Source organism: Flavobacterium cutihirudinis (assembly GCF_003385895.1).
Classification (GTDB): Bacteria; Bacteroidota; Bacteroidia; order Flavobacteriales; family Flavobacteriaceae; genus Flavobacterium; species Flavobacterium cutihirudinis.
In genome coordinates this window covers 235,320-259,138 of sequence record NZ_QRDQ01000010.1, presented here as the reverse complement: position 1 = coordinate 259,138, position 23,819 = coordinate 235,320, and the positions used below count along the sequence as shown (strand labels likewise).

The window sequence follows — 23,819 nt, the reverse complement described above, 5'->3', positions numbered from 1 at the left end:
TCAAAAAACCTTTGTCCCTTTGCAACTTTGTAACTTTGTAACTAAAAAAAACCTACTCCTCATACATTTCCATCCAAAGGCGGGTTTCTTCGAGATCCAATTCTTTTTCGATTTTACGGAAAATTTCTTCGTTTACTTCTCCTTGTTTGTGCATGAGTTCGAGTTTTGCTCTTTCGACATTCAATAAATCGATTTGCACTTTCGTAAAATCATTGAAGATTTCTCCGCCCATAATATTCCCTTTTCCAAAAAAATTGGCAGGAAGTTCCGTTTTCTGCAAACGATTATACTTTACTTCATATTTACTTTTAATGTTATGAAGCAAATCATCATTAAGAAGCGAAAAATTATCTTCGATATGAGCAATTGTCTCAGAAACAATAGTATTTCTGATGTGATATTCTTCCGCTAAAATAGAATAAGGTTGCAGTTTTAATTTTCTGATAAGCCACGGAAGTGTTAATCCCTGAATAACTAAAGTAGAAAGTATCACACAGAAAACTAAGTAGATAATCAGGTTTCGCAACGGAAAAGCATGTTTTTCATCAATCATTAAAGGCAAAGCCAATGCCGCCGCCATAGAAACCACGCCACGCATACCAGACCAGCCAAAGATGATCATGTTTCGATAATCAAATTCTTCTTTTTCGCGAATGCGTTTACTTAAAAATCTCGGTACCAATGTTGCCGGAATAATCCATAAAAAGCGCACTAAAATCACCACCACACTTATTGCAGCACCCCAAATAAATAGTGATGTTCCTGAATAATTGCTGATTCCTGAAATGATATCACGAAGCTGTAAACCGATCAATATAAAAATAAGACCATTTAAAATACTCGTTAGAATATTCCAAATTGTTCCGGTCATAATGCGGCTTTCATGTGTAAAAATTGTTCCGGAACGTGCCGAAAGATAAAGTCCTGTAGTGACAACCGCAAGAACTCCCGAACATTCAAAATGCTCTGCAATTAAATAAGATGCAAAAGGCGTTAAAAGTGTTAGCGTTGCTTCGATAACATCATCACAAACAAACTTTTTATGAATAATACTCATTACATAACCAACGGTCAATCCCACAGCGACACCCAGTGTAGACATAATAAAAAAGTTCAGTCCGGCTTGCCACAAAACAAAATTCCCTGCAAGTATAGCTGTCAATGCATATTTGTAAGCGACAAGTCCGCTGGCATCATTAAGTAAACTTTCGCCTTCAAGAATAGCAATAAGACGCGGATGCAATCCAAGACCTTTTGTAATAGATGTTGCAGAAACCGCATCTGGCGGAGAAACAATTGCTCCAAGCAAAAACGCCAATGGCCACGAAATATCTTCAATTAGCCAATGCGCTGCAATTGCAACAGAAATCGTGGTAAACAAAACCAAACCAACAGCTGCAAGCGTAATTGGCCGAATGGTGTGCTTAAATTCAGACCAGCTTGTGTACCATGCCGCATGATATAAAAGTGGCGGCAAAAAAATAACAAAGACCACTTCCGGATTTAAAGCAACCACAGGAAGTCCGGGAACTACACTAATAATAACACCGCAAAGTACCAATATAATAGGAACCGGAAAATTATAACGTTTACTAATTAAGCTCAAAAAAGCAACTCCAAATAGCAACATAATAATTACAGTAATATTTTCCATTTTTCAGATTGGTTTTGAATTATTTGGTTTTGGTAACATCGTGATATGGCTACTAAATTAATATTTAATGAGAACGAAATTAAAAATTCACTAAAAAAGTTGAAGTTGATTTTTTAGCCCGTAAAAAAATATTCAATACTATATCTGGAAAAAACATTTGCAAACAGTTCTAATTGATGAATCTCTTTTTCAACATCTGAAATTTTAAGCTTTTCTACATTTTTTTTATTGAAATGGCAACATTAAAAGAACATTAAAATATGCTTAAGATTGAAAGTTTCTTCCGTAAAAACATTGATTAACTCATATTAATTTTTACATTTGCGTTATTTTTATTTATTCTAAATAGATTGCTTTAAGAAATCGATTATCAATAAATAAAAAAGAATTACAACTTATTCAAAAACAGCAAATACCAAAATATGAAAAAGAATATCTTTCTTTCATTTGCACTGGCTGCCACATTCTTTGTTAGTGCTCAACAAAAAAACACTTTATTAGAAGCTTCTCTTTGGAAGACAAAACCGGAAGTCAATACCATTAAAGACGAAATAAGTAAAGGAAATAATCCTGCAGAAGCAAATGTCAATGCTTTTGATGTTACCACTTTGGCCATTAACAATGATGCACCATTAGCAACAATCAAATTTTTATTGGATCAGCCAGGAAATCCGGTAACCAAGATGACGCACGATAATCGTATTTATCTACACTGGGCGGCTTACAGAGGTAATGTAGAGTTGGTTGAATATTTAATTGCAAAAGGTTCTGATATAAATCTTGAAGACAGTCACGGTACAACTCCGTTGGTTTTTGCTGCAAGTAACGGACAATCGGATCCGGCGCTTTATGAAGCTTTTTTTAAAGCCGGAATTGATCCTAAGAAAAAATACAAAGACGGAGAAAACCTATTGCTTTTAGGTATTCCTTCTGATAAAGAACTTAAACTTGCCGACTTTTTAACTACAAAAGGCTTGTCTTTAAAAGATGTTGATAACAACGGAAATACCGCTTTCAATTATGCAGCAAGAACAGGAGATATTGCTCTTTTGAAAAAATTATTAGAAAGAAAAGTAGAATATACTGATAATGCGCTTCTTATTGCAACTCAGGGAAGCCGTAGAGAATCAACTTCATTAGAAGCTTATAAATTTCTTGTTGAAGATTTAAAGTTAAAACCAACCGTTACAGGAAAATCAGGTGAAAACGTTCTTCATTTATTAGCTGGAAAACCAAATCAGAAAGAAATCATCAACTATTTCCTTTCTAAAGGTATTGATGTAAATAAAGTAAATAACGACGGAAACACGCCGTACATGATTGCGGCCGGAGCCAGAGAAAATGGCGCTTTAGAGCTATTATTACCAAAAGCTAAAAACATCAATTTACAGAATAAAAAAGGAGAATCTGCCTTGACAATGGCGGTTAAATCTGGAACTACTGAAGCTGTTTTACTTCTTTTAGGAAGAGGCGCTGATGTAAAAGTTATTGATAAAGACGGAAATAATTTAGGTGTATATTTAGTTCAATTATACAGACCAGAATCAAAACAGGATACTTTTGAAGCTAAAGTAAAATTACTTCAGGATAAAGGACTTAATCTTGCTGCTCCGCAAAAAGACGGAAGTACTTTGTATCACTTTGCTGCTGCTAAAAATGATCTTTCTCTTGTGAAAAAGTTAGCCTCTTTGAACATCGACGTTAATACAAAAAACAAAGACGGAATTACGGCTTTACACAAAGCTGCGATGGTTGCAAAAGATGATACTATTTTGAAATATTTACTTTCAATTGGTGCAAAAAAAGAAATCACAACAGAATTTGACGAAAGTGCTTATGCTTTAGCAAAAGAAAATGAGTCTTTAACAAAACAGAACATTTCGATAGAATTTTTAAAATAATTTTTTAGTCAAAAGTGGAAAGTCAAAAGTCAAAAGTTAAAAACAATTAGCACGCACTTTAAATTCCGCTTTTCACTTTTTTCAATTCATAATTTACAATTCACAATTAAAATGAAATCAATATTCAAAATTGCACTTACTGCTACCCTTATCTGCCTAATCTCTTTTCAAGCTAATGCACAGGCAAGCAAATACAAATGCATGCTCCAAATGGCAAATTATATGGGAGAAGGTGCTTACATCGTAGTTTCACTTATTAACCCAAATGGTGAGTACGAAAAAACACTTTATGTAATGGGTGATGACAAAAAATGGTACAAATCACTGAAAGAATGGAATAAATTTCAAACTGCAAAACCTGCTGATATTAGTGCAAAAACGGGAGCATCTGTTACAGGAGGAGATCGTAGTATTACTACAATAGAAATTGACGATTCTAAAATTAATAAAGGATACAAATTACGATTTGAATCGGCTGTTGAAGATCAGAAATATTATGTAAGCGATCTTGAAATTCCGTTAACAACTGCTGGTCTTGCTGATAAAACTGAAGGAAAAGGCTATATCAGATATGTAAGATTGAACAAAATTTAATATCTTACAATCCACAATATATTCGATTACCTTTTAGCATACATTCAATGACTCTTTCTTTTTGGCGTTACACACACTTGGCTCTGGCTTTGTTTTCTTCTTTGTTTTTACTGCTGGCATCCGTAACCGGAATTATACTTGCAGTAGATGCAGCTCAGGAAAAAACCTTGCCTTATAAAACTGAAAATTTTGATACTCTGACTTTAGAACAGACGCTTCCTGTTTTAAAAAAGAAATACGCCGAAATTACAGAATTAAGTGTCGATTACAATCAGTTTGTAACGCTGCAGGCTATTGATGAAGACGGAAACGATATTAACGCCTACATCGACGCCAGAACAGGAAAAGCACTTGGAACGCCTGCCAAAAAAAGCGAATTTATAAACTGGGTAACCAGTCTTCACCGCTCCTTATTTCTTCATGAAACGGGGCGTTTTTTTGTTGGTGTAATTTCATTTTTATTGTTGCTCATAGCGATTTCGGGTTTTATGATGGTTTTGAGCAGACAAAGAGGAATCCGAAATTTCTTTTCTAAAGTTATCAAAGAATATTTTGCACAATATTATCATGTTGTTTTTGGCCGTTTGGCTTTAATACCAATTCTGATTATTGCGCTTACAGGAACGTATTTATCTCTCGAAAGGTTCCACTTTTTTATGGGAGAAGAAAAAGAGAAACCTGCAAAGACTGAAATTTCGGCGAAAGCCAAAACAACTTCTGTTTTTAAAACAACTTTATTATCAGATGTAAAGAAAATCGAATTCCCATTTACAGATGACCCTGAGGAGTATTATATCATGGAATTAAAAAACCGTGAAATTGAAGTTAATCAGATTACTGGAGCAGTTATTTCAGAGAAGCTTTCGCCGATGACCAAACAATTGGCTGCTTTTAGTCTTGATCTTCACACAGGAAGAATTAACGGAATCTGGGCTATCATTCTCGCAATTGCCTGTCTTAATATTCTTTTCTTCATTTATTCGGGTTTTGCAATTACTTTAAAAAGAAGGTCAAGCCGAATAAAAAACAAGTTTAAAGCGCACGAAAGTACTTTTATATTATTGGCAGGATCAGAAAACGGAAGTTCTTTTCGATTTGCAAATGCCATTCAGAAACAGTTAATTGATCACGGTCATAAAGCTTTTTTAACCGAATTGAATCGTTATTCGGTTTACCCGAAAGCAGAACATATTCTGGTATTTTCTTCGACTCACGGTTTAGGAGACGCGCCTTCAAATGCTAATAAATTTGTATCGTTATTAAAGAAGCAAAATCAGGAACAAAAAATTCAGTTTTCGGTTATTGGTTTTGGGTCGAAAGCGTATCCTGATTTTTGCGGATTCGCAATTGAAATTGACAAACTTCTAGAGAATCAAAACTGGACAGAACGATTGTTGGAATTACAAACTGTAAACGACAAATCGGCGGTTGAGTTTGTGAATTGGGTCAAATTGTGGAGCGATAAAACCGGAATTTCATTATCAACAACTCCGTCCGTTTACAATCATGTTCCGAAAGGTTTGCAGAAATTAATGGTTTTGGACAAAACACCAATTTCTGAAACCGAACATACTTTTATTCTGACCTTACGCGCTTCGGCAAGAACAAAATTTAGTTCGGGCGATTTATTGGCGATTTATCCTGCTGATGATTCTCGAGAACGCCTCTACTCTATTGGAAATCATACCGGAAATATACAACTGGTTGTCAAATTGCATCCTAACGGATTAGGTTCAGGATTTTTAAATAATCTGGAACCCGGAAATGTGATTAAAGCGCGAATTCTTAAAAATCCGGCTTTCCATCTTCCAAAAAAAGCTTCGAAAGTGGTTTTTATTTCGAACGGAACCGGAATTGCCCCATTTCTGGGAATGATCGAACAAAATAAAACAAAAAAAGAATTGCATTTATACAGCGGATTCCGAATGGAAACGCCAACACTTTCAGCTTACAAAAAGTTTGCAGAAATCATGATGCAAAAAGAACATCTAACAAATTTTCATGTTGCTTTATCGCGTGAAGCCGAGCATATTTATGTTATGGATTTAATAAAAAGAGATGCTCCATTTTTTATTGATTTACTTAAAGAAGGCGGCGTTATAATGATTTGTGGCTCTCTTGCTATGCAAACCGATGTGGAAACAATTTTGAGTGAATTATGTTTGACAAACGGAGCTAAAAATCTTTCAGAATACAAAACAAATAATCAGCTTTTGACTGATTGTTATTAAAAAAACCCGTTGGGTACAATTATTTTAACACATAGAAACATAGATTAAGAACTCTAAAAAAAAGGCGTTTCACTTTTTTAAAACAAACATAGCTGGCTATGTGTTAGAAACTAGTTTCTTTTAGTCTTCTTTTTTGCATATAAAATCTATGTTTCTATGTGTTGAATAAAAAAATACGAATTACAACCAACAGGTTAAAAACACAATAGAAATGAAACACTGCTGTCCTAAAATTTTATTCTTTTTTGCAATTATCTGTTGTTTTTCATCACATTCTCAGGTATTGCGAAAAAGAACTACTTTACTTATGGGCGGCCGTTTCGATATTAGTATTGTCGATAAAGATTCGCTTTCCGCGGAACAAAATATCAATATTGTAATTGCGGAAATTAGCAGAATTGAAAACCTAATATCCGACTGGAAACCCGATTCGCAAGTATCTCAGGTAAATCAAAATGCCGGAATTAAACCGATAAAAGTAGATCGTGAAGTTTATGAACTGACACAAAGAGCCATTAAATTATCTGAAATAACCAATGGTGGTTTTGATGTCAGTTTTGCGGCAATGGACAGAATCTGGAAATTTGATGGTTCAATGACAGAAATACCTTCGGCGGAAGCCATAAAAAAATCGGTGGCAAAAGTGGGATATAAAAACATTATTCTGGATAGTATTCAGTCGACAATTTTTCTGAAACTTCCCGGAATGAAGATTGGTTTTGGCGCTTTAGGCGAAGGTTATGCTACAGATAAATGCCGTGCGATGATGATTGCAAAAGATGTAAAAGCCGGAATTATCAACGGTTCCGGAGACATGAGTACCTGGGGAAAACAACCCAACGGAACGCCTTGGAAAATAGGAATTACAAATCCATTTAATCCTGAAAAACTTTTGGCAGTTGTCCCGTTGGAACAACAAGCCGTTACCACTTCCGGCAGTTATGAGAAATTTGTCGTTTTTGACGGTAAACGTTATTCCCATATTATAAATCCTGCAACTGGTTATCCTGTAACCGGTTTATGCAGTGTAACAGTTTTCGGTCCAGATGCTGAAACCGCAAATGGACTAAGCACTTCTTTGATGGTTTTAGGCCAGAAAGACGGCTTGGTTTTACTTCAAAAATATCCAGCTTATTCTTGTTTGATGATTACCGATAAAGGAAAGGTGATTAAGTCTAAAAACTTTAATGTGAAGCATTTTAAGGCTAAGTTTTAAAAGCTTTAGGCTTTAGGCTTTAAGCTATAGGCCTTTACTCTTTACGTTTATACTTGCTTCACAAAAATCATATTTTTTAAGTATTGTATGTCATTTCGACGAAGGAGAAATCTCCACAAGAAGCTCGACAAAGATTAGACTTTCTTTGCGGAGTTACTTGTGGAGATTTCTCCTTCGTCGAAATGACAAATAGTGCGAATAATCTTTTCCAACATTAAAATTTCTAATGTAAATCTAATAATCTTCTAATTACTTTATTTAGATTAAATATAAATTATAACATAGTTTTGTGACTACAATTACACGCAGTCATACAATGAGAATTATAATACTTCTGGCTTTTTTTATTACTACTTCAGTCTGGTCACAATCAGGAAATATTAAAGGAAAAATAACATTCGAGAACGGCACAAAAGCTTTTGGTGCTTCCATTTTGGTTTCTGGAACCCAAAAGTCTGCCGTTACGGATAATGAAGGACAATTTGAAATAAAAGGTTTAGTCTACGGCAGTTATCAGCTTAAGATTTCGTCTATGGAAGCCAAACCAAAATCAGTTAACGTTACGGTCAGCAAAACTTCTACTCAACTTGATATTTCAGTTGAAAAAGAAGATGCAAAAGCCTTAAACGAGGTCGTAATCCAGAAAAAATCCGTTAAGAAAGAAATTAAAGAAAGTGGATTTTCGGTCAATGTTATCGACACGCAAGAAGCTGCCAAAAGAAACATGCAAACCAACGAATTGCTTGCACAATCTGTGGGCGTACGAATTCGACAAAACGGTGGATTAGGTTCAAGCGTAAATTACAACCTGAATGGTATGTCAGGAAATGCGATCCGAATTTTTATCGACGGAATTCCGATTTCTACTTATGGATCGTCTTTCAATTTAAATAGTATTCCTCCTGCTCTTATCGAACGTATTGAGGTTTACAAAGGTGTAATTCCGGCGCATTTGGCGGATGATGCACTTGGTGGCGCTATCAATGTAATCTTAAAAAAAGGAGCAAAAAACACGTTGAATGCTTCTGTATCATATGGTTCGTTTAATACGATTCAATCCAACTTTAATACTACTTACCGAGATGCTTCAGGTTTTACACTGAAAGGTTCGGGGTTTTATAATTACTCGGATAATGATTACGAAATCTGGGGGAAATTTGCTTATAATGTTCTGCCAAACGGACAAAAAGATCCTATTAAAGCAAAACGTTTTAATGACGCTTACCGATCTATCGGAGGCCGTATTGAAGCTGGTTTTACAAATGTCAATTGGGCGGATACTTTTTTAATTGGATTTAATGCATCTGATGATTACAATGAGATTCAGCACGGACAATCTATGTCAATACCTTACAAAGGAAGGTTTACAGAATCTGATGCCAAAGTAATTAGTCTGAATTATTCTAAAAAGGATTTCTTAGTTAAAAACCTTGAATTTAGTGTCAATTCTGTTTTCAGCCAAAGAGGAGAAGTTTTAAATGATACTGTAAAATGGAATTACAACTGGTTTGGAGAAAAAGCCCTTGGATTACGCGGTGAACCCTTTTTGACGCGCGATGGCGCACAGCAGGGAGCGCCAACGATTTTACATATTGACAACAAAATCTTTAGTACAAGAGGAGGTTTGACCTATACTTTAAATAAAAATCATCGCTTTGTATTTAGCAGTATGCTCTATTCTTTTAAAAGAAACGATTACGATGAAATGAAATCTAAATTGGAAAGAGATTTTCAGGAAAAACGCGATCTGCAAAAAAGTGTACTTTCATTGGCCTACGAACTCGATGCTTTTAATTCACGCTTAAAAACAAACTTATTCGGAAAAAGATACAATCAAAAAACGGAACAAAGAACCCCGATAATAACTACCTTAAACGGGCAAAGCAGTATCACAGAACAATTAGAAAACAACAATATTACCTATTTTGGTTACGGTCTTGCGACCTCCTATTTTATTCTTCCAAAATTAATGTTCACTCTTTCTGCTGAAAAAGCGATAAGACTTCCGTCTGAAAATGAAATATTTGGGAATCCCGGCGAAAATCTTACCAGCAATAGCTCTTTAAAACCGGAGCAAAGTAATAATCTGAACGTAGGATTACGTTTTGGTCCTTATCAAATAAACCATCATAAATTCACCTTTAACGGTTCCGGATTTTGGAGAAACTCAACGGATAAAATCATTCGTCAATTTAGTATTCGTGTAAACGAAGCTTTGCAGGCAACGCCTTCTGTCAATTTGGGTAAAGCGCAATCTTTAGGATATGAAGCTTCTTTAGAATATTCTAATAATAATCGATTGTTCATAACGATGAATATGTCAAAATTCAATTCGCTTTATAAAACTAAATATGATAAAAACGGAATGATTTTGGAAAATTACAACAAACAACTTCCAAATGAACCTTATTTCACATTAAACGGAAGCGCACAATACAATTTTAAAAATATAGTACAGCAAAATTCAGAATTGAATCTGTATTACAATTTAGGTTATGTAGGTTCTTTTTATACCACATGGTTTGAAATGCCAATTGACCAGACACCAACTCAATTGACACATGATTTAGGTCTTAGCTACACTTTTCCTAAAAAACAATTTATTGTAAGTCTGGATGGCAAAAACCTAACGAATCAGCAGGTTTACGACAACTTCGCGGTGCAAAAACCCGGAAGAGCTTTTTATGTAAAGCTAAATTACATACTCAACAAATTTTAGTAACTAATTAATAATTTTTAATACAGATAATAATGAAAAAAAGTACATTCAAATTGCTTGCATGTGGATTGGTTTTGTCCTCATTTGCATTAACAACAAGCTGCAGCAGTGACGACGAAAAAAATACAGATCCGGTAAATCCGGTAACAGATGGCCGTTGGATTACCGTAGCGGGAGCGGTAATGCAAGACGAACCAGGAGACGGAAATGGAGGAACAAGAGTTTACGCAGTTAGTAAAGAAGATGCTAAAAATCCGAACTTTTCGATTAATGTTTACGAAAACGGAGAACCGGTACAATCTACAAGAACGGCCCGTTTACAATCATCTGTAGATGGAAGTACACTTTTTAATATTTCTTATGGTACCAACGGAGGTGAATTCATGACCTACAAAGTTAATGGTGCCAAAAATTTTGTACAGTCAGGAACTACAGTAAGTATTGCTCAATATGCAGGTCCTACTCCAAGATGGACCAAACTTTTTGATGGCGATAAAACAGGTGTAGCCGTAAATGTTGCCACTCCGGTAGTGGTTACAAATGAAGATGGAACGTACAAACATACAAGAGGTTCTGCAACAGTATTAAGCCTTGACTTGCAAAAAATTGAAATTTCTGACTACAGACAATACCAAATTCCTTTGTCTGCAGAGGAAGAAGCTTTAGGTCATCATATTTTCCGTTTGGACGCGCCAACAGTAAACAAAGCAGGAAATAAATTAATCATTGGAACATGGATGCGTAAAACGGATCCTGCAACAGGAAAAAACCAAGCTTCGTTTGACCGTTTAGGTTCAAAATCGCTTGTGGTTGATTATCCTTCACTTCAAAATCCAAAAATAATTACTTCTACTGTTGGTTTTGGTGACACAAGCGGATACCGTAGTTTTAATAGTTTTGTTGCTACTGATGGAAATATCTACCAAGCTACTCAAAGAGATACTAAAAATGGTTCTTATATCCTGAAAATTGATCAAAACAATGAATATGACAATTCTTATGTATTCAGTTTAGATACTGCTCTTGGAGTTAAAGGAACATATATTGATGCTTGGAGATATGTTGGAAACGGAATCGCGTATGCAGTTTACAGCCATGAAGGTTCTGAACAAGGTTATGTTGCAAGAATTGATCTTAATGCTAAAACAGCAAAATTGGTAGATGGTATTGCTTATGATACTGATCTTAATTTTGGTCAATACCAAGGTTTTGTAGTTGACGGAAATGATTTTTATATCGCTGTTACTCCTGTTGGAAAAGACGGAAACATTTATATTATTGATATTCCTACTGGTGCTGTAACTAAAGGTGCTAAATTGGTTAACAAAGCTGGAAACCATTACATTGGAGTATTCTAATAAACCCATCAAAGAATCATTTACTTGAGTTTTTTTTTATGGTAACAATCCGCTTCGGAATTTCTGAAGCGGATTGTTTGTTTTTATCTAAGTTTTTTTGCCACCGATTTAAAGGATTAAAAATGATTTTTTAGTTTGTTGCGTGTATATCTTTTAACACATAGAAGCATAGATTTTTTTGTCGGATAGATTGTAGAAAGAAACTAGTTTCTAACACATAGCTATGTGAATTTATGCTAGTGAAACGACTTAAAACAATTTCTTATTCCTATATTTCTATCTGTTTAAATAATTTCACCAAAAAGGTTTCATTTTAAATCAAAAAACGCCTCAAAAATTTGAGGCGTTTTTCTTCGTCATGTCTAATAATTAATGACATTCGTCATTGATCGTGGTTTTTAACTGACTGAATTTGGAGCTTTTATATTTATAATGAAACTCAAAAATAAATCCTTTTTAAGCAACCTAATTATTTTATATACCAACACTTAAATTCTATAGACAGATCAGCGTTTTCTTTATACTATCTTACTTCCAGCCTCCGCCAAGAGCACGATACAAATCGACAACGGCTTGCAATTTTTGCAAATTGTCGTTCACACCGCTCAACTGAGCTGCTAAAAGATTTTGTTCTGATGTTAATACATCTGTATAGTTTGTAGCCGAACTGTATTCCAAAAGTTGTTTGGTATAATCAACTGCTTTTATCAGAGCTTCAATTTGTTTTGTTCTTGAATCTTCTTTTTCTACAGCCATTTCGTAAGTATACAAAGCGTTTGAAACTTCCTGACCAGCTGTTAAAAGACTTTGTTGAAAATTATTATACGCTTGAACTTGCTGAGACTGCGCTGTTGTTAATCTCATTTTGTTCAGTCCCTGATTAAAAATCGGCTGAGTTAATCCTCCAATGATCGAATAAAAAACCGAATTCGCGAAGAAATCTTTTAATTCTAAATTCGAAAAACCAGTGCTTGCAGTAAGCGTTAAACTCGGATAAAAATAAGTTTTAGCCATGTTTGTCATTTCAAAGGCATTTCTGAAATTAAACTCGGCCTGACGCACATCCGGACGATTCTGCAACAATTGTGACGGAAGTCCTATTGCCAGGTTTTCAGGAACAATCTGTGATCCTAATTCACTTCTGTCAATTGGTCCCGGCGCTTGTCCTAACAAAATATTTATAGCATTTTCTGTTTCACGAATACTTTGTTTTAAATCCGGAATCAAAACTTCAGCTGCGTGCTGATTGGCTTCACTTTGTACAACAGCGGCACCAGTAACAATTGCTCCTTCTTTTAAATCTTTAATCGTCTGAACATTTTTAATACGACTTTCCAAAGTTTCCTGAGTTATCGCTAATTGTTTGTCGTAAGCTAATAATCGGAAATAATTATTGGCAATATCAGAAATCAATTGTGTCTGAACTGCTTGTTTTGCAGCGTCTGATGCTAAATAGGTTGCAAGTGCAGCTCTTTTTTTACTGCTTAATTTTCCCCAGATATCAGCTTCCCAAGAAGTACTTAAACCTAATTTATACGTTGTGGTTAACGTATTGATATTAATTCCTGCCGGAAAATTAAGTCCGGCCTCAGATTGTTTATTATGCGTTGCATTGGCGTCTAACTGCAATGTTGGATAATACGCTAGTTTGCTTTGGCGCAACGAAGCATTAGCCTGAACAATATTTTCTATCGCATTTTTTAAATTCAGATTTTGATCCAAACCTTTTTGAATTAGTGCATTCAGTTTTTCATCTTTAAAAACACTTTGCCACGGCATATCAGCAATCGTAGTCGAATCGGCGGAAGCCTGATCACGGTACAATTTATCAGTCGATAATGTTGTGGGGCGTTCGTACTTTTTGGTAACGGAGCACGCACTTAAAAGTGCGGCCGTCATTACCATCAAAATATATTTATGTGAACTATTTGTCATTTCTTTTGAATTAAATTTTATTCTTTATGCGCTTCTAATAAATGAATTTCGTCTTCTTCATCATCTTCGTCATCATAACTTTCCTTAGCCGGACCGCTTACTTTTTCCTGTAAAGTCTGAAAAATAATAAACAGAACCGGAATTACAAAAACTCCTAAAATGGTTCCAATCAACATTCCTCCAACAGCTCCGGTACCAATTGATTTATTTCCTACCGCTCCGGCTCCAGTTGCAAACATTAACGGAACAAGTCCGAGGATAAAGGCAAAAGACGTCATCAAAATTGGTCGCAAACGCGCAACAGCTCCTTCAATCGCAGCTTGAACTATCGGAAGTCCTTTTCGTCTTCTGTCCAAAGCAAATTCGACAATCAAAATACCATTCTTCGCGAGAAGTCCGATAAGCATGATTAAGGAAATCTGCAAGTAAATATTACTGTTCAGTTTGAAAATAATCGAGAACAAATAAGCGCCCGCCAATCCAAACGGAATTGAAAATAAAACGGCAAATGGAAGAATATAACTTTCATATTGCGCACTCAACAAGAAATAAACGAAAACCAGACATAGAATAAAGATGAAAATAGTTTCACTTCCTGAAGCCAATTCCTCACGAGTTAAACCTGAAAATTCATATCCATAACCTGCCGGAAGATTTTCTGCAGCAACTTCCTGAATCGCTTTAATAGCATCTCCTGAACTGTATCCCGGTTTTGGCGCTCCAGTAATCGAAATAGACGTAAACAAGTTAAATCTTGAAATCGACTCTGGTCCAAAAACTCTAGTCATATTAACAAACTCTGTAATAGGTGCCATTGTTCCCGCGTTGTTACGAACGAAAATTTTATTTAAACCTTCTTTATTTGTTCTAAACTCTGGAGAAGCCTGAATCATAACACGGTATTGTTTTCCGAATTTATTGAAATTCGAAGCATACAATCCACCATAATATCCTTGCATAGTCGACAGAATTGTGTTTACCGAAACGCCTGCATCTTTGGCTTTAGCCAAATTAATATCCATCATATATTGCGGGAAACCAGGATTAAACGGCGTTGTCGCATATTGTATTTCCGGACGTTCGGCAAGTTTTGCAAGGAATTCGTTATTTACTTTATAGAATTCAGCAGTTGTGTGTCCTCCTTTGTCCTGCAATTGGAATTCAAATCCACCACTTTGCCCAAACCCTTGAATAGTTGGCGGTGAAATGAAAAATATATTTGCTTCACGAATACCGCTTGTTTTAGCAAAAAGTTGACCGATTACATCATCAACACTTAAATCACGTTCGTCCCATGGTTTCAATTTTACAATAACCATACTGTAGGCACTTCCTGCTCCAGCGGTAAAGTTTTGTCCAACAATTCGAAGTGTATTTTTAACTCCCGGAATCGTTTTTGCAATGCTGTCAACTCGCTTCGCTATAATATCAGAACGCTCCATAGAAGCCGATGGCGGCAAACTAATATTAGCAAAAACAGTTCCCTGATCTTCTGAAGGAACGAAAGCTGATGGCGTGGTTTTCATCATATAAACCAAAGCTATCCCCGCCACTACAATCGATGCCAAAGCAATCCATTTTTTTACAGAAAGGAAACTTACTGAACGTTTATATCTTTCGGTTACATTATCAAAAGCAACGTTAAATGAAGTATAAAAACGCTGCAAATAACTTTTATGTTTATGATCGTCTGCATGTGGTTTTAGTAAAAGCGCACACAACGCCGGGCTCAGCGTCAAGGCATTTACAGCCGAAAGAATAATCGCTACAGCCAGTGTAATACCAAATTGCTTATAGAAAACCCCTGTTGATCCATTAATAAAAGTTACGGGAATGAATACCGCCGCCATTACTAATGTAATCGAAATAATCGCTCCGGAAATTTCGTCCATCGCGTGAATCGTCGCTTTTTTAGCCGATTTATATCCGTCATCGAGTTTGGCGTGTACCGCCTCGACGACTACAATCGCATCATCGACGACAATACCAATGGCAAGAACCATCGCAAAAAGCGTTAATAAGTTGATCGTAAATCCGAATAAATTCAGGAAGAAAAACGTTCCCACAATCGCAACCGGAACCGCAATCGCCGGAATTAAAGTCGATCTAAAATCCTGAAGGAAAATAAATACTACAATAAAAACCAATATAAAAGCTTCGATCAAAGTATGAATTACTTTCTCAATAGAAGCATCCAGATTTTCGTTGACATCTACCATGATGGTATATTTCATCCCTTTTGGAAAACTCTTTGCTGCCTCTTCAATTAATTTTTTAGAATTGATAATTACGTCACGCGCATTCGAACCTGGCGTCTGACTAATTGCCATCGCTGCAGATTCAACACCGTTTGTTTTAATTGTTGATGCGTAACTTAAAGAGCCTAGTTCTACTTTAGCAATATCTTTAAGGCGAAGCATTTGCCCGTTTCCAACCGATTTTATAACAATCTCTTCAAATTCTTTGGCGCTCGTTAAACGGCCTTTGTATTTAATTACGTATTGAAAAGCCTGATCTCCGTTTTCACCAAATTTTCCCGGTGCAGCTTCAATATTTTGTTCTGCCAATGCTGCCGAAATATCACTCGGAATCAGCTTATATTGTTGCATTACATCGGGCTTCAGCCAAATTCTCATCGAATAATCTTTTGCCCCAAAAACGGTAACATCACCTACTCCAACTACACGCTGAATTTGTGGTACAAGATTGATCTTCGCATAATTTTGAAGAAATGTCTGATCGTAAGCTTTATCATCACTATATAAAGAAAAAATCAATAAGTTACTACTCTGGCTTTTTGTTACCGTAACCCCAGCCTGAGTCACCTCTACCGGCAATAAACTTGTTGCTCTAGAAACCCTGTTCTGAACGTTTACCGCTGCTAAATCAGGATTAGTTCCAACTTTAAAGAAAATTTTGATAGAAGCATTTCCGTCATTCGTAGCAGAAGAAGTCATGTACGTCATGTTCTCTACCCCGTTAATCTGCTCTTCAAGCGGAATTACAATACTTTTTAAAACCACATCGGCATTGGCTCCGGTATAACTCGCTGAAACATTTACTGTTGGTGGCGCGATATCAGGATATTGAGATATGGGCAACTCAATTAATCCTAAAACACCTAAAATGACAATAATAACCGATATTACTGTCGAAAGTACAGGTCGTTGTATAAATTTTTTAAACATGTGTTTTTTATTTTAAGTCTGCGTAAACTTTATCGGCACTTTGGTTTTGAGCCTTAATTTCTGTTCCGTCTTTCAGCGTTGCCACTCCTTCAAGAACAATTTGATCGCCTGCATTTAAACCTTGAGTTACGACATAATAATTTCCGGCGTTGTTGTCCAAAATTGAGATATTGGTACTTTTTGTTTTCCCGTCTTTCCCAACAACAACAGCAAACATTTTATCCTGAAGTTCATAAGTCGCACTTTGCGGAATAATCAAAGCATTGGTAACTTCATTTGGAATTCTTACTGTTGTACTGCTTCCGCTTCTAATAATGCTTTTTGGATTTGCAAAACGCGCTCTGAAAGTAACCGAACCTGTTTCCGTATTGATTAATCCGTTTACAGTTTCCACTCTTCCTTTTTCTGCGTAAGGAGAACCATCAGAAAGCAATAGAGAAACTGCTGGCATATGTTGGATTTTTTGTGCCAATGTAGAACCCGGAGAAGAACTCTGCGTGAAATCCAAAAGCTTTTTCTCATTTATCGCAAAGTAAGCGTATACATTTCCAATGCTTGAAACTGTTGTTAAAGCATCGGCCGTATTGGAACTTACCAAACTTCCCAAACGAAACGGAATAGAACCTACAACGCCGTCAACCGGACTTGTTACAGTCGTATATCCTAAATTGGTTTTCGCATTAACCAGACTTGCATTGGCCTGAGCCAAACTCGCCATAGCAGACTCATAAGTATATTGAGCCGACTCTAAATCGTACTTGCTGATAATTCCTTTTTCAACTAATGGTTTTACTTTGTTTACCGCTAATTTTGCTGCACTTACTTCGGCCTGAGCACTTTTAATACTTGCAGATGCCGTACGAACTTGTTGCTCATATTCAGGAGCGCTTATTTTAAACAATGGCTGTCCTGCTTTTACCACAGCGCCTTCATCGACAAAGATTTTATCGATGTAACCTTCAACTCTCGGACGGATTTCAATATTTTGTTGTCCCTGAATACTTGCAGGATAATCGCTGTATAATGTTGCTGATTCCGGCTGTAATGTCAGTGTTCGATATTCTTTTACCTGTGGCGCACCTCCGGCTTGAGCCGATTTATCATTTTTATTACCGCACGATACGATAATAAGTGACGCTGCAAAAATGCTTAAAAACGATTGCTTATTCATTGTCAAAAATGTGTAATTATCTATTTATTAATAAGCAAAAGAACTAAAATAGAGCATGCAAAAATTTTCAAATAGACGAACAGCGAAAGACAATCGATAGAGATAGCCTGACACCCGACGGATTTTTTCTGGAATTAAACAAGTGTTTAATTTTTGAGCCCGTCGGTTGTAAAATGGTTTTTAATGGCTGTAATGGGATTTTGGCAGATTGCTTTTATATCGTATTCAAATAAAATGTAATATTGTCTAAAAAAATAACAATTCAGAATGGCTTCAAACATCTACAGACCTTATTTATTTACCGGAATTCATATTCTTGGCTGGTTATTATTGGGTTTTATTATGCTGTTTTACATTCCTTTAACTTGGAATGTGATACTTCCAGGCGTTTTTTGGCTTTGGCAAACAATACTCTTATGTTTATTAATTATTATTTTTTATACAAATGCCAAAATTGTAGTTCCAAAAACCATTATTAAGGACAATACATCTCCTTTTTTGCTTTGGGCATTTCTTGCCATTTTTGTTATGCAGTTCATTGCCTTTTTATACACTTCAGAAACCGATCTTCATAATAAAATAAGCTTAGTTTTAGGATTCAGAAAGTATAAAAACCCATATTTTGATAATTATGTTTTAACGCTTACCTTGTTGGTTTTAGGAATTAGCACAAGCTGGGCTATGTTGCAATACTGGCAAAAAGCGGCGCAACACAAACAAAAGCTGGAACAGGACAAAACCATGGCCGAATTGGCAATGCTGAAAGCACAAATTAATCCGCATTTTTTCTTCAATTCATTAAATAGTATTTACTCACTAACTTATACTGATATCGAAGATTCGAGAAATGCACTTCATACCCTGAGCAGAATGATGCGCTATCTATTATATAGCACAGAAGAAACTACAACTTTACATAAAGAAGCAGAATTTATGAGAGATTTTATTGCTCTAATGAAGCTTCGCGCTAATAGCAAATTGACTATTACCACAAATATTCCCGAAAAAATTCATGATTACCCAATTGTTCCTATGTTATTGCTACCTTTAGTAGAAAATGCATTTAAACACGGTATTCATGCTACTGATAAAAGCGAAATTCATATTACGCTTACGCAGAATGGAAGCAGCTTGGAATTTGAAGTAGAAAATACTTACTTCGAAAAATCTTCGAAAACAGATGAAGGCGGAATTGGTTTAACCAATACAAAACGCCGACTTCACTTAATTTATCCAAATAAACATTCGCTTAAAGCAGGAATCGCTCCAAACGGAATGTATAACGTAAAACTGCAAATAACTTTAGAATAATGAGTCTTTTAAAATGTATAGCAGTCGACGATGAGCCACTGGCATTAAAGCTAGTGCAAACCTTCATAGATCAAACGCCATTTCTTGAATTAACTGCCAGCTGCGATAATGCAGTCGAAGCGATGGAACTAATCAGAGAAAAACAGCCGGATGTAGTTTTTCTGGATATCAATATGCCCAACCTTACCGGAATGGAACTGGCGAGACTTTTGCAAGAGCAGCCGGGAACTTTACCAAAAATCATTTTTACAACTGCATATAATCATTATGCAATTGAAGGCTATAAAGTAAATGCTGTAGATTATCTTTTAAAGCCTTTTAGCTATGAAGAATTTCTTCGAGCCGCCAATAAAGTGCTTCTGCAAACAACGGAAGCTTCAAATCAATCGCAATCTATAACTGCTGATGATGAGTTTATTTTTCTGAAAGTAGAATATCAATGGGTCCGAATTTCTCTAAAAGATATTTTATACATCGAAAGTTTGAAAGATTACGTAAAAGTACATCTTGATGATTCCCAAAAAACAGTTCTTTCGTTAATCTCTTTAAAAGCGCTGGAAGAAAAATTACCTTCTGCAAAATTCATGAGAATTCATCGTTCCTTTATTGTCTGTCTGGACAAAATAAATGCCATCAGTAAAAACTCTGTCTTTATTGGAAAAACAGAAATTACTGTTGGAGAACAATACAAAGAAGCATTTAAAACCATAGTTGACAAATGGTTAAAATAAAAATAGCATTACCATCATGACAAAAAGATCAAACAAATATTATTTAACGCTTAGCTTAAAAGAATACGCAAACGGAGAAACAGAACCTGCAAAAGAACTCGGAATCCAATTTGACAATCACGATGAAATTTTCGGAATCATTGACCGAATAAAAGACAAAAATTTATTTGATACTCCTGAAGAAGCGACTCAGTTTGCATTAGGTTTAAAATTATTCAGCGAAATAAAACTGAAACACCGCAAAAATCCTTTATTTGATGAATTGAATGAAGTTTTTCCTGTCTTTATGAAAAAACTGAAAAGTTTATAATCTAAAAGATATTATGTAATTTTGGTATGCTTGATATTACAGTTTTGAACCAATCAACCATACCAGATGTTACGACCTTGGCAATTCGAAATTCAATTAGACAAAAATTGCAGCAAAGCACTTTATCTACAAATTGCCGACGCTATAATTCATGCGATTAAAACCGGAAAATTAACCACCGGAAATGCTTTGCCCGGAAGCCGACAACTAGCCGAATTATTCCAGGTCAGCCGAAATACCGTCGTTGAAGCTTTAGATGTTTTAATTGCTGAAGGCTGGTTATCCTCGATTGACAGAAAGGGAACTTTTGTCTCTGATTTGTCTTCCGGTTTACTTTCTCAAGACAAAACGCTTCTTCATCAGCAAAAAACAGTAAACGAAATAAAACCCCATCTCGTTTTTGATGATGGACTTCCCGACAGCAGCCTTGCACCAATGAAGGATCTTGCACGCGCGTACAGAGAAATTTTCAATAGAAAATCCCGCAGGCAAATTATGGGCTATAGCACCGAATTGGGAGATATCGAATTTAGAAAAGCGATTGTGCAAATGCTGAATTTTAAAAGAGGAATGAATGTCGCTCCGGAACAAATCTGTATTACCAGAGGAAGTCAGATGGCGATGTATCTCGCAGCGCATTGCTTACTTTCGAAAGATGATTTTGTTATGATCGAAAATCCGGGTTATAAACCAGCTTGGGAAACTTTTGAAAATGCTGGCGCTAAACTACTTCCGGTAAATGTAGAATGGGATGGTTTGAATCTCAAAGAAGTGGAATCTTATCTAAAAAAATACAAGAACATAAAAGCGATTTATGTTACACCACATCACCAATTCCCTACGACCGTAACGATGAGTCTGAAGAAAAGACTAAAACTGATTGCACTTTCCAATCAATATGGTTTTACTATTATTGAAGACGATTATGACAATGAGTTTCATTTTGGTCAACGTCCTATTCTTCCGCTTTCAAGCTACGGAAACCTTAAAAATTACATTTACATTGGTACTTTAAGTAAAATTGTTGCGCCTGCTTTACGCATTGGTTATCTGGCAAGTTCTATTGAAAATGTAGAGAAAATTGGTAAGCATCGAAAAATAATCGACGTACAAGGCGACAATATTATGGAAGAAGCTGTTTTAAATTTGATTAATGAAGGCAAAATCAAAAGGCATTTAAAGAAAACCAGCCTTATTTATAAAGCCAAAAGAGATTATTTTGAAAGTCTTTGTACTAAACATCTCAAAGATAAAATAACCTTCAAAAAACCCGAAGGCGGTTTGGCTTTTTGGATTGTTCCAACATCAGAAATCGACTTGCAAAAGGTTTGTATCGTCTTAAATGAAAAAGGAATTCAATTAATGAATCCTATAAAATTCAGCTTTGGAAATCCGATTTCTGGGTTACGTTTGGGCTATGCTTCTTTAACCGAAAAGCAAATGGAAGAAGGAATTATTGCACTTTCCAAATATTTATAAAAGTAGACTGAAAACCTAAATTTCCAGTCCGTTTTTCGATACTAATTGTTTAATTACAATTTTCCATCTCGATAATTGAAAATCCGTTTTCCTTAATCTGATTTTCGATTTCTATTGGCGCTTTGTCAATATGGCAAAATCTGCATTCTTTTGCTGTCAAAGATTGCCCTTCCTGAGAAACCGATTCAAGATAAATTTTCCCATATTCAAAAATCCGGTCTTTGTCTACTGTGTTTTCATCAACCAAAATATCAAAATGCATAATTTTTCCATCTTTTCGGGTTACATAAGTATCCCACACTGCTACTTTCATTTTATATTCTTTTTTAAAGTAATTTTATTTTAATAAAGTCCCTGACTTAATTGTCGGATCAAAATTACCAAGCTTATATCTTTTTCAAGTAATCCAGTTTTTTCATTTATAACAATAATCTGGTCTGCTTTTGATGCTAATCTGGACCAATCGAATTACTCAAAACTGGATCTTACGACTCCATCTTGATCGTACTAACTTTGTAGTATGAAAGAGCAAATAATTTTTAATTTAAAACAAGTACACAATCGCATTGAGGAAGCCTGCAAAAAAACTGGAAGAAATCCTTCAGAGGTTCAATTATTGCTGGCGACCAAAACTGTCTCCGCCGAAAATATTCGTATAGCAATTGAAACCGGCGAGAAATTAATTGGTGAGAACAAAATGCAGGAACTTCGCGATAAAGATTCGGTTTTGAAAAATCTCAATACTGAAAGGCATTTTATCGGGCATCTTCAAACGAATAAAGTTAAAGATGTATTGAAATATGTTACTTGTATTCAATCTTTGGACCGTCTTAGTTTAGCAGAAGAACTGGACAAACAATTGCAAAAAAAAGGAAGAAGTCTCGATGTTTTTGTTCAGGTAAATACTTCTTTTGAAGAAAGTAAATTTGGTTTGCCACCTTCTCAAGTGCTGACTTTTATTAAAGAAATCAAACAGTTTGAAACTTTAAATTTAAAGGGACTTATGACGATTGGATTATTGGATGTTGATAAAGAAAAAATGAGACCTTCGTTGCAATTACTTCGCCAAATCCGCGATGAAATACTAGATACCAATCTTGCAAACTGTACTGATTTAAAGCTTTCTATGGGAATGTCACAAGATTTGGAACTGGCTATTGCCGAAGGTTCAAATTTGGTACGAATTGGAACTTCTATTTTTGGAAACCGTTTTTTGGGAAAAGAAATCTGGAATGAGAATATTACAGAATAAAACCTAATTTTGCACAAAATAAAATTGATCATGAATCTGTACGAACTTGTTGTAGCTGATACTGAAAAAATAATGCTGAATGATTTGCTTTTCAGCGAAGAGAATAAAGCAGCTCTTACTCAGATAATAAAGGAACACAAATACTTTGAAGAACTAAAAAAATACAACCTCAAAGTCGATAACAAAATACTGCTTCATGGTCATTCTGGTTGCGGAAAAACAAGTACAGCAAAAGCCATTGCAACAGCTTTAAATAAAAAAATTGTTATTGTTAATCTTAGCACCTTAATTAATGCTAAAATTGGTGAAACTTCAAAAAATGTAAAAGCAATATTTGATAAGGCAATTCTCGAAAACGCAGTTCTTTTTTTGGATGAATTTGATCAGATTGGAAAAAGCCGTGACAGCGAAGACAAAGATGTTGCAGAAATGAAGCGTCTGGTAAATACGATCATCCAGCTGATTGATTATTTTCCTGCTGATAGTTTATTGATTTGCGCTACAAATTATTACAATAGTATCGACACCGCTTTATTAAGAAGATTTCAAATTCGCTTAAAATTTGAAATGCCTGATGCAAAACAGCTTGAAGGTTACTATCAAAAAATACTTTCTGACTTTCCGGATCATTTACAAGATATTCCATATAAATACAATATTTCATATGCCGAAGCAAAAGATTATGTTCATACCACGATGAAAAGGCAAATCATTTCGGAATTGGAATTCAAAGAACAACAACAACTTATCGAAACAAGTATATAAAAAA

Annotated in this window: 17 protein-coding genes; 12 read left to right on the top strand and 5 right to left on the bottom strand. The window is 35.4% G+C overall.

Annotation, left to right across the window (positions count from 1 at the left end; translation table 11 throughout):
* Positions 1-52: 52 nt before the first annotated feature.
* A complete protein-coding gene (locus BD847_RS15760) occupies positions 53-1,654 on the bottom strand; it encodes a Na+/H+ antiporter (RefSeq protein WP_115889224.1) in 1,602 nt (533 codons plus the stop codon).
* A gap of 422 nt (positions 1,655-2,076) precedes the next feature.
* Between BD847_RS15760 and BD847_RS15755 the strand changes: the two genes are divergently transcribed.
* The 6 genes from BD847_RS15755 (at position 2,077) to BD847_RS15730 (ending at position 11,673) form a co-directional block, all read left to right on the top strand.
* Positions 2,077-3,555 carry an ankyrin repeat domain-containing protein gene (locus BD847_RS15755; RefSeq protein ID WP_115889223.1) on the top strand — a complete coding sequence of 493 codons (1,479 nt, stop codon included), beginning with the start codon at positions 2,077-2,079 and terminating at the stop codon, positions 3,553-3,555.
* Between the two features lie 111 nt (positions 3,556-3,666).
* Entirely contained in the window at positions 3,667-4,149 is a 483-nt protein-coding gene (locus tag BD847_RS15750; protein ID WP_115889222.1) for a DUF2271 domain-containing protein, read from the top strand.
* Between the two features lie 47 nt (positions 4,150-4,196).
* Entirely contained in the window at positions 4,197-6,380 is a 2,184-nt protein-coding gene (locus tag BD847_RS15745) for a PepSY domain-containing protein (protein WP_115889221.1), read from the top strand.
* Between the two features lie 211 nt (positions 6,381-6,591).
* Complete coding sequence (locus BD847_RS15740) at positions 6,592-7,596, top strand: FAD:protein FMN transferase (protein WP_167443870.1); 1,005 nt, start codon at positions 6,592-6,594, stop codon at positions 7,594-7,596.
* 316 nt (positions 7,597-7,912) lie between these two features.
* Complete coding sequence (locus tag BD847_RS15735) at positions 7,913-10,315, top strand: TonB-dependent receptor (RefSeq protein WP_115889219.1); 2,403 nt, start codon at positions 7,913-7,915, stop codon at positions 10,313-10,315.
* Between the two features lie 32 nt (positions 10,316-10,347).
* Positions 10,348-11,673, top strand: a complete 1,326-nt coding sequence (locus tag BD847_RS15730) for a hypothetical protein (protein WP_115889218.1) — start codon at positions 10,348-10,350, stop codon at positions 11,671-11,673.
* A 528-nt stretch (positions 11,674-12,201) separates the two neighbouring features.
* Here BD847_RS15730 and BD847_RS15725 read toward each other — a convergent pair.
* From BD847_RS15725 to BD847_RS15715, 3 genes are read right to left on the bottom strand one after another with little or no spacing between them, the layout of a single operon-like run.
* Positions 12,202-13,608, bottom strand: a complete 1,407-nt coding sequence (locus BD847_RS15725) for an efflux transporter outer membrane subunit (protein ID WP_115889217.1) — start codon at positions 13,606-13,608, stop codon at positions 12,202-12,204.
* Between the two features lie 17 nt (positions 13,609-13,625).
* Positions 13,626-16,796 carry an efflux RND transporter permease subunit gene (locus BD847_RS15720; RefSeq protein ID WP_115889216.1) on the bottom strand — a complete coding sequence of 1,057 codons (3,171 nt, stop codon included), beginning with the start codon at positions 16,794-16,796 and terminating at the stop codon, positions 13,626-13,628.
* A gap of 7 nt (positions 16,797-16,803) precedes the next feature.
* Positions 16,804-17,967, bottom strand: coding sequence for an efflux RND transporter periplasmic adaptor subunit (locus BD847_RS15715; RefSeq protein WP_115889215.1), 1,164 nt, complete (start codon positions 17,965-17,967; stop codon positions 16,804-16,806).
* Positions 17,968-18,234: 267 nt separating this feature from the next.
* On the opposite strand from BD847_RS15715, the gene BD847_RS15710 reads away from it, so the two are divergent.
* From BD847_RS15710 to pdxR, 4 genes are all read left to right on the top strand, one after another.
* On the top strand, positions 18,235-19,278 hold the full coding sequence (locus tag BD847_RS15710; protein WP_115889214.1) for a sensor histidine kinase: 1,044 nt from the start codon (positions 18,235-18,237) through the stop codon (positions 19,276-19,278).
* The gene (locus BD847_RS15705) at positions 19,278-20,009 is read left to right on the top strand and encodes a LytR/AlgR family response regulator transcription factor (RefSeq protein ID WP_115889213.1); all 732 of its coding nucleotides are present in this window, start codon (positions 19,278-19,280) and stop codon (positions 20,007-20,009) included. The genes BD847_RS15710 and BD847_RS15705 overlap by 1 nt, the downstream gene beginning before the upstream one ends.
* A gap of 16 nt (positions 20,010-20,025) precedes the next feature.
* Complete coding sequence (locus BD847_RS15700) at positions 20,026-20,319, top strand: DUF3861 domain-containing protein (RefSeq protein WP_115889212.1); 294 nt, start codon at positions 20,026-20,028, stop codon at positions 20,317-20,319.
* Positions 20,320-20,385: 66 nt separating this feature from the next.
* The gene (pdxR, locus tag BD847_RS15695; RefSeq protein ID WP_115889211.1) at positions 20,386-21,798 is read left to right on the top strand and encodes a MocR-like pyridoxine biosynthesis transcription factor PdxR; all 1,413 of its coding nucleotides are present in this window, start codon (positions 20,386-20,388) and stop codon (positions 21,796-21,798) included.
* 49 nt (positions 21,799-21,847) lie between these two features.
* On the opposite strand, the gene BD847_RS15690 is transcribed toward pdxR, so the two are convergent.
* Positions 21,848-22,111: a DUF2024 family protein gene (locus tag BD847_RS15690; protein ID WP_115889210.1), complete on the bottom strand. Its 264-nt coding sequence runs from the start codon at positions 22,109-22,111 to the stop codon at positions 21,848-21,850.
* A 207-nt stretch (positions 22,112-22,318) separates the two neighbouring features.
* Between BD847_RS15690 and BD847_RS15685 the strand changes: the two genes are divergently transcribed.
* Both BD847_RS15685 and BD847_RS15680 read left to right on the top strand, forming a co-directional pair.
* On the top strand, positions 22,319-23,050 hold the full coding sequence (locus BD847_RS15685; RefSeq protein WP_115889209.1) for a YggS family pyridoxal phosphate-dependent enzyme: 732 nt from the start codon (positions 22,319-22,321) through the stop codon (positions 23,048-23,050).
* 30 nt (positions 23,051-23,080) lie between these two features.
* On the top strand, positions 23,081-23,815 hold the full coding sequence (locus tag BD847_RS15680) for an AAA family ATPase (protein ID WP_115889208.1): 735 nt from the start codon (positions 23,081-23,083) through the stop codon (positions 23,813-23,815).
* Positions 23,816-23,819: the final 4 nt, after the last annotated feature.

Bases quoted from the DNA above. Each gene is read 5' to 3' on its own strand.
- BD847_RS15760 (WP_115889224.1), bottom strand. From the start codon at position 1,654: ATGGAAAATATTACTGTAATTATTATGTTGCTATTTGGAGTTGCTTTT.
- BD847_RS15755 (WP_115889223.1), top strand. From the start codon at position 2,077: ATGAAAAAGAATATCTTTCTTTCATTTGCACTGGCTGCCACATTCTTT.
- BD847_RS15750 (WP_115889222.1), top strand. From the start codon at position 3,667: ATGAAATCAATATTCAAAATTGCACTTACTGCTACCCTTATCTGCCTA.
- BD847_RS15745 (WP_115889221.1), top strand. From the start codon at position 4,197: ATGACTCTTTCTTTTTGGCGTTACACACACTTGGCTCTGGCTTTGTTT.
- BD847_RS15740 (WP_167443870.1), top strand. From the start codon at position 6,592: ATGAAACACTGCTGTCCTAAAATTTTATTCTTTTTTGCAATTATCTGT.
- BD847_RS15735 (WP_115889219.1), top strand. From the start codon at position 7,913: ATGAGAATTATAATACTTCTGGCTTTTTTTATTACTACTTCAGTCTGG.
- BD847_RS15730 (WP_115889218.1), top strand. From the start codon at position 10,348: ATGAAAAAAAGTACATTCAAATTGCTTGCATGTGGATTGGTTTTGTCC.
- BD847_RS15725 (WP_115889217.1), bottom strand. From the start codon at position 13,608: ATGACAAATAGTTCACATAAATATATTTTGATGGTAATGACGGCCGCA.
- BD847_RS15720 (WP_115889216.1), bottom strand. From the start codon at position 16,796: ATGTTTAAAAAATTTATACAACGACCTGTACTTTCGACAGTAATATCG.
- BD847_RS15715 (WP_115889215.1), bottom strand. From the start codon at position 17,967: ATGAATAAGCAATCGTTTTTAAGCATTTTTGCAGCGTCACTTATTATC.
- BD847_RS15710 (WP_115889214.1), top strand. From the start codon at position 18,235: ATGGCTTCAAACATCTACAGACCTTATTTATTTACCGGAATTCATATT.
- BD847_RS15705 (WP_115889213.1), top strand. From the start codon at position 19,278: ATGAGTCTTTTAAAATGTATAGCAGTCGACGATGAGCCACTGGCATTA.
- BD847_RS15700 (WP_115889212.1), top strand. From the start codon at position 20,026: ATGACAAAAAGATCAAACAAATATTATTTAACGCTTAGCTTAAAAGAA.
- pdxR (WP_115889211.1), top strand. From the start codon at position 20,386: ATGTTACGACCTTGGCAATTCGAAATTCAATTAGACAAAAATTGCAGC.
- BD847_RS15690 (WP_115889210.1), bottom strand. From the start codon at position 22,111: ATGAAAGTAGCAGTGTGGGATACTTATGTAACCCGAAAAGATGGAAAA.
- BD847_RS15685 (WP_115889209.1), top strand. From the start codon at position 22,319: ATGAAAGAGCAAATAATTTTTAATTTAAAACAAGTACACAATCGCATT.
- BD847_RS15680 (WP_115889208.1), top strand. From the start codon at position 23,081: ATGAATCTGTACGAACTTGTTGTAGCTGATACTGAAAAAATAATGCTG.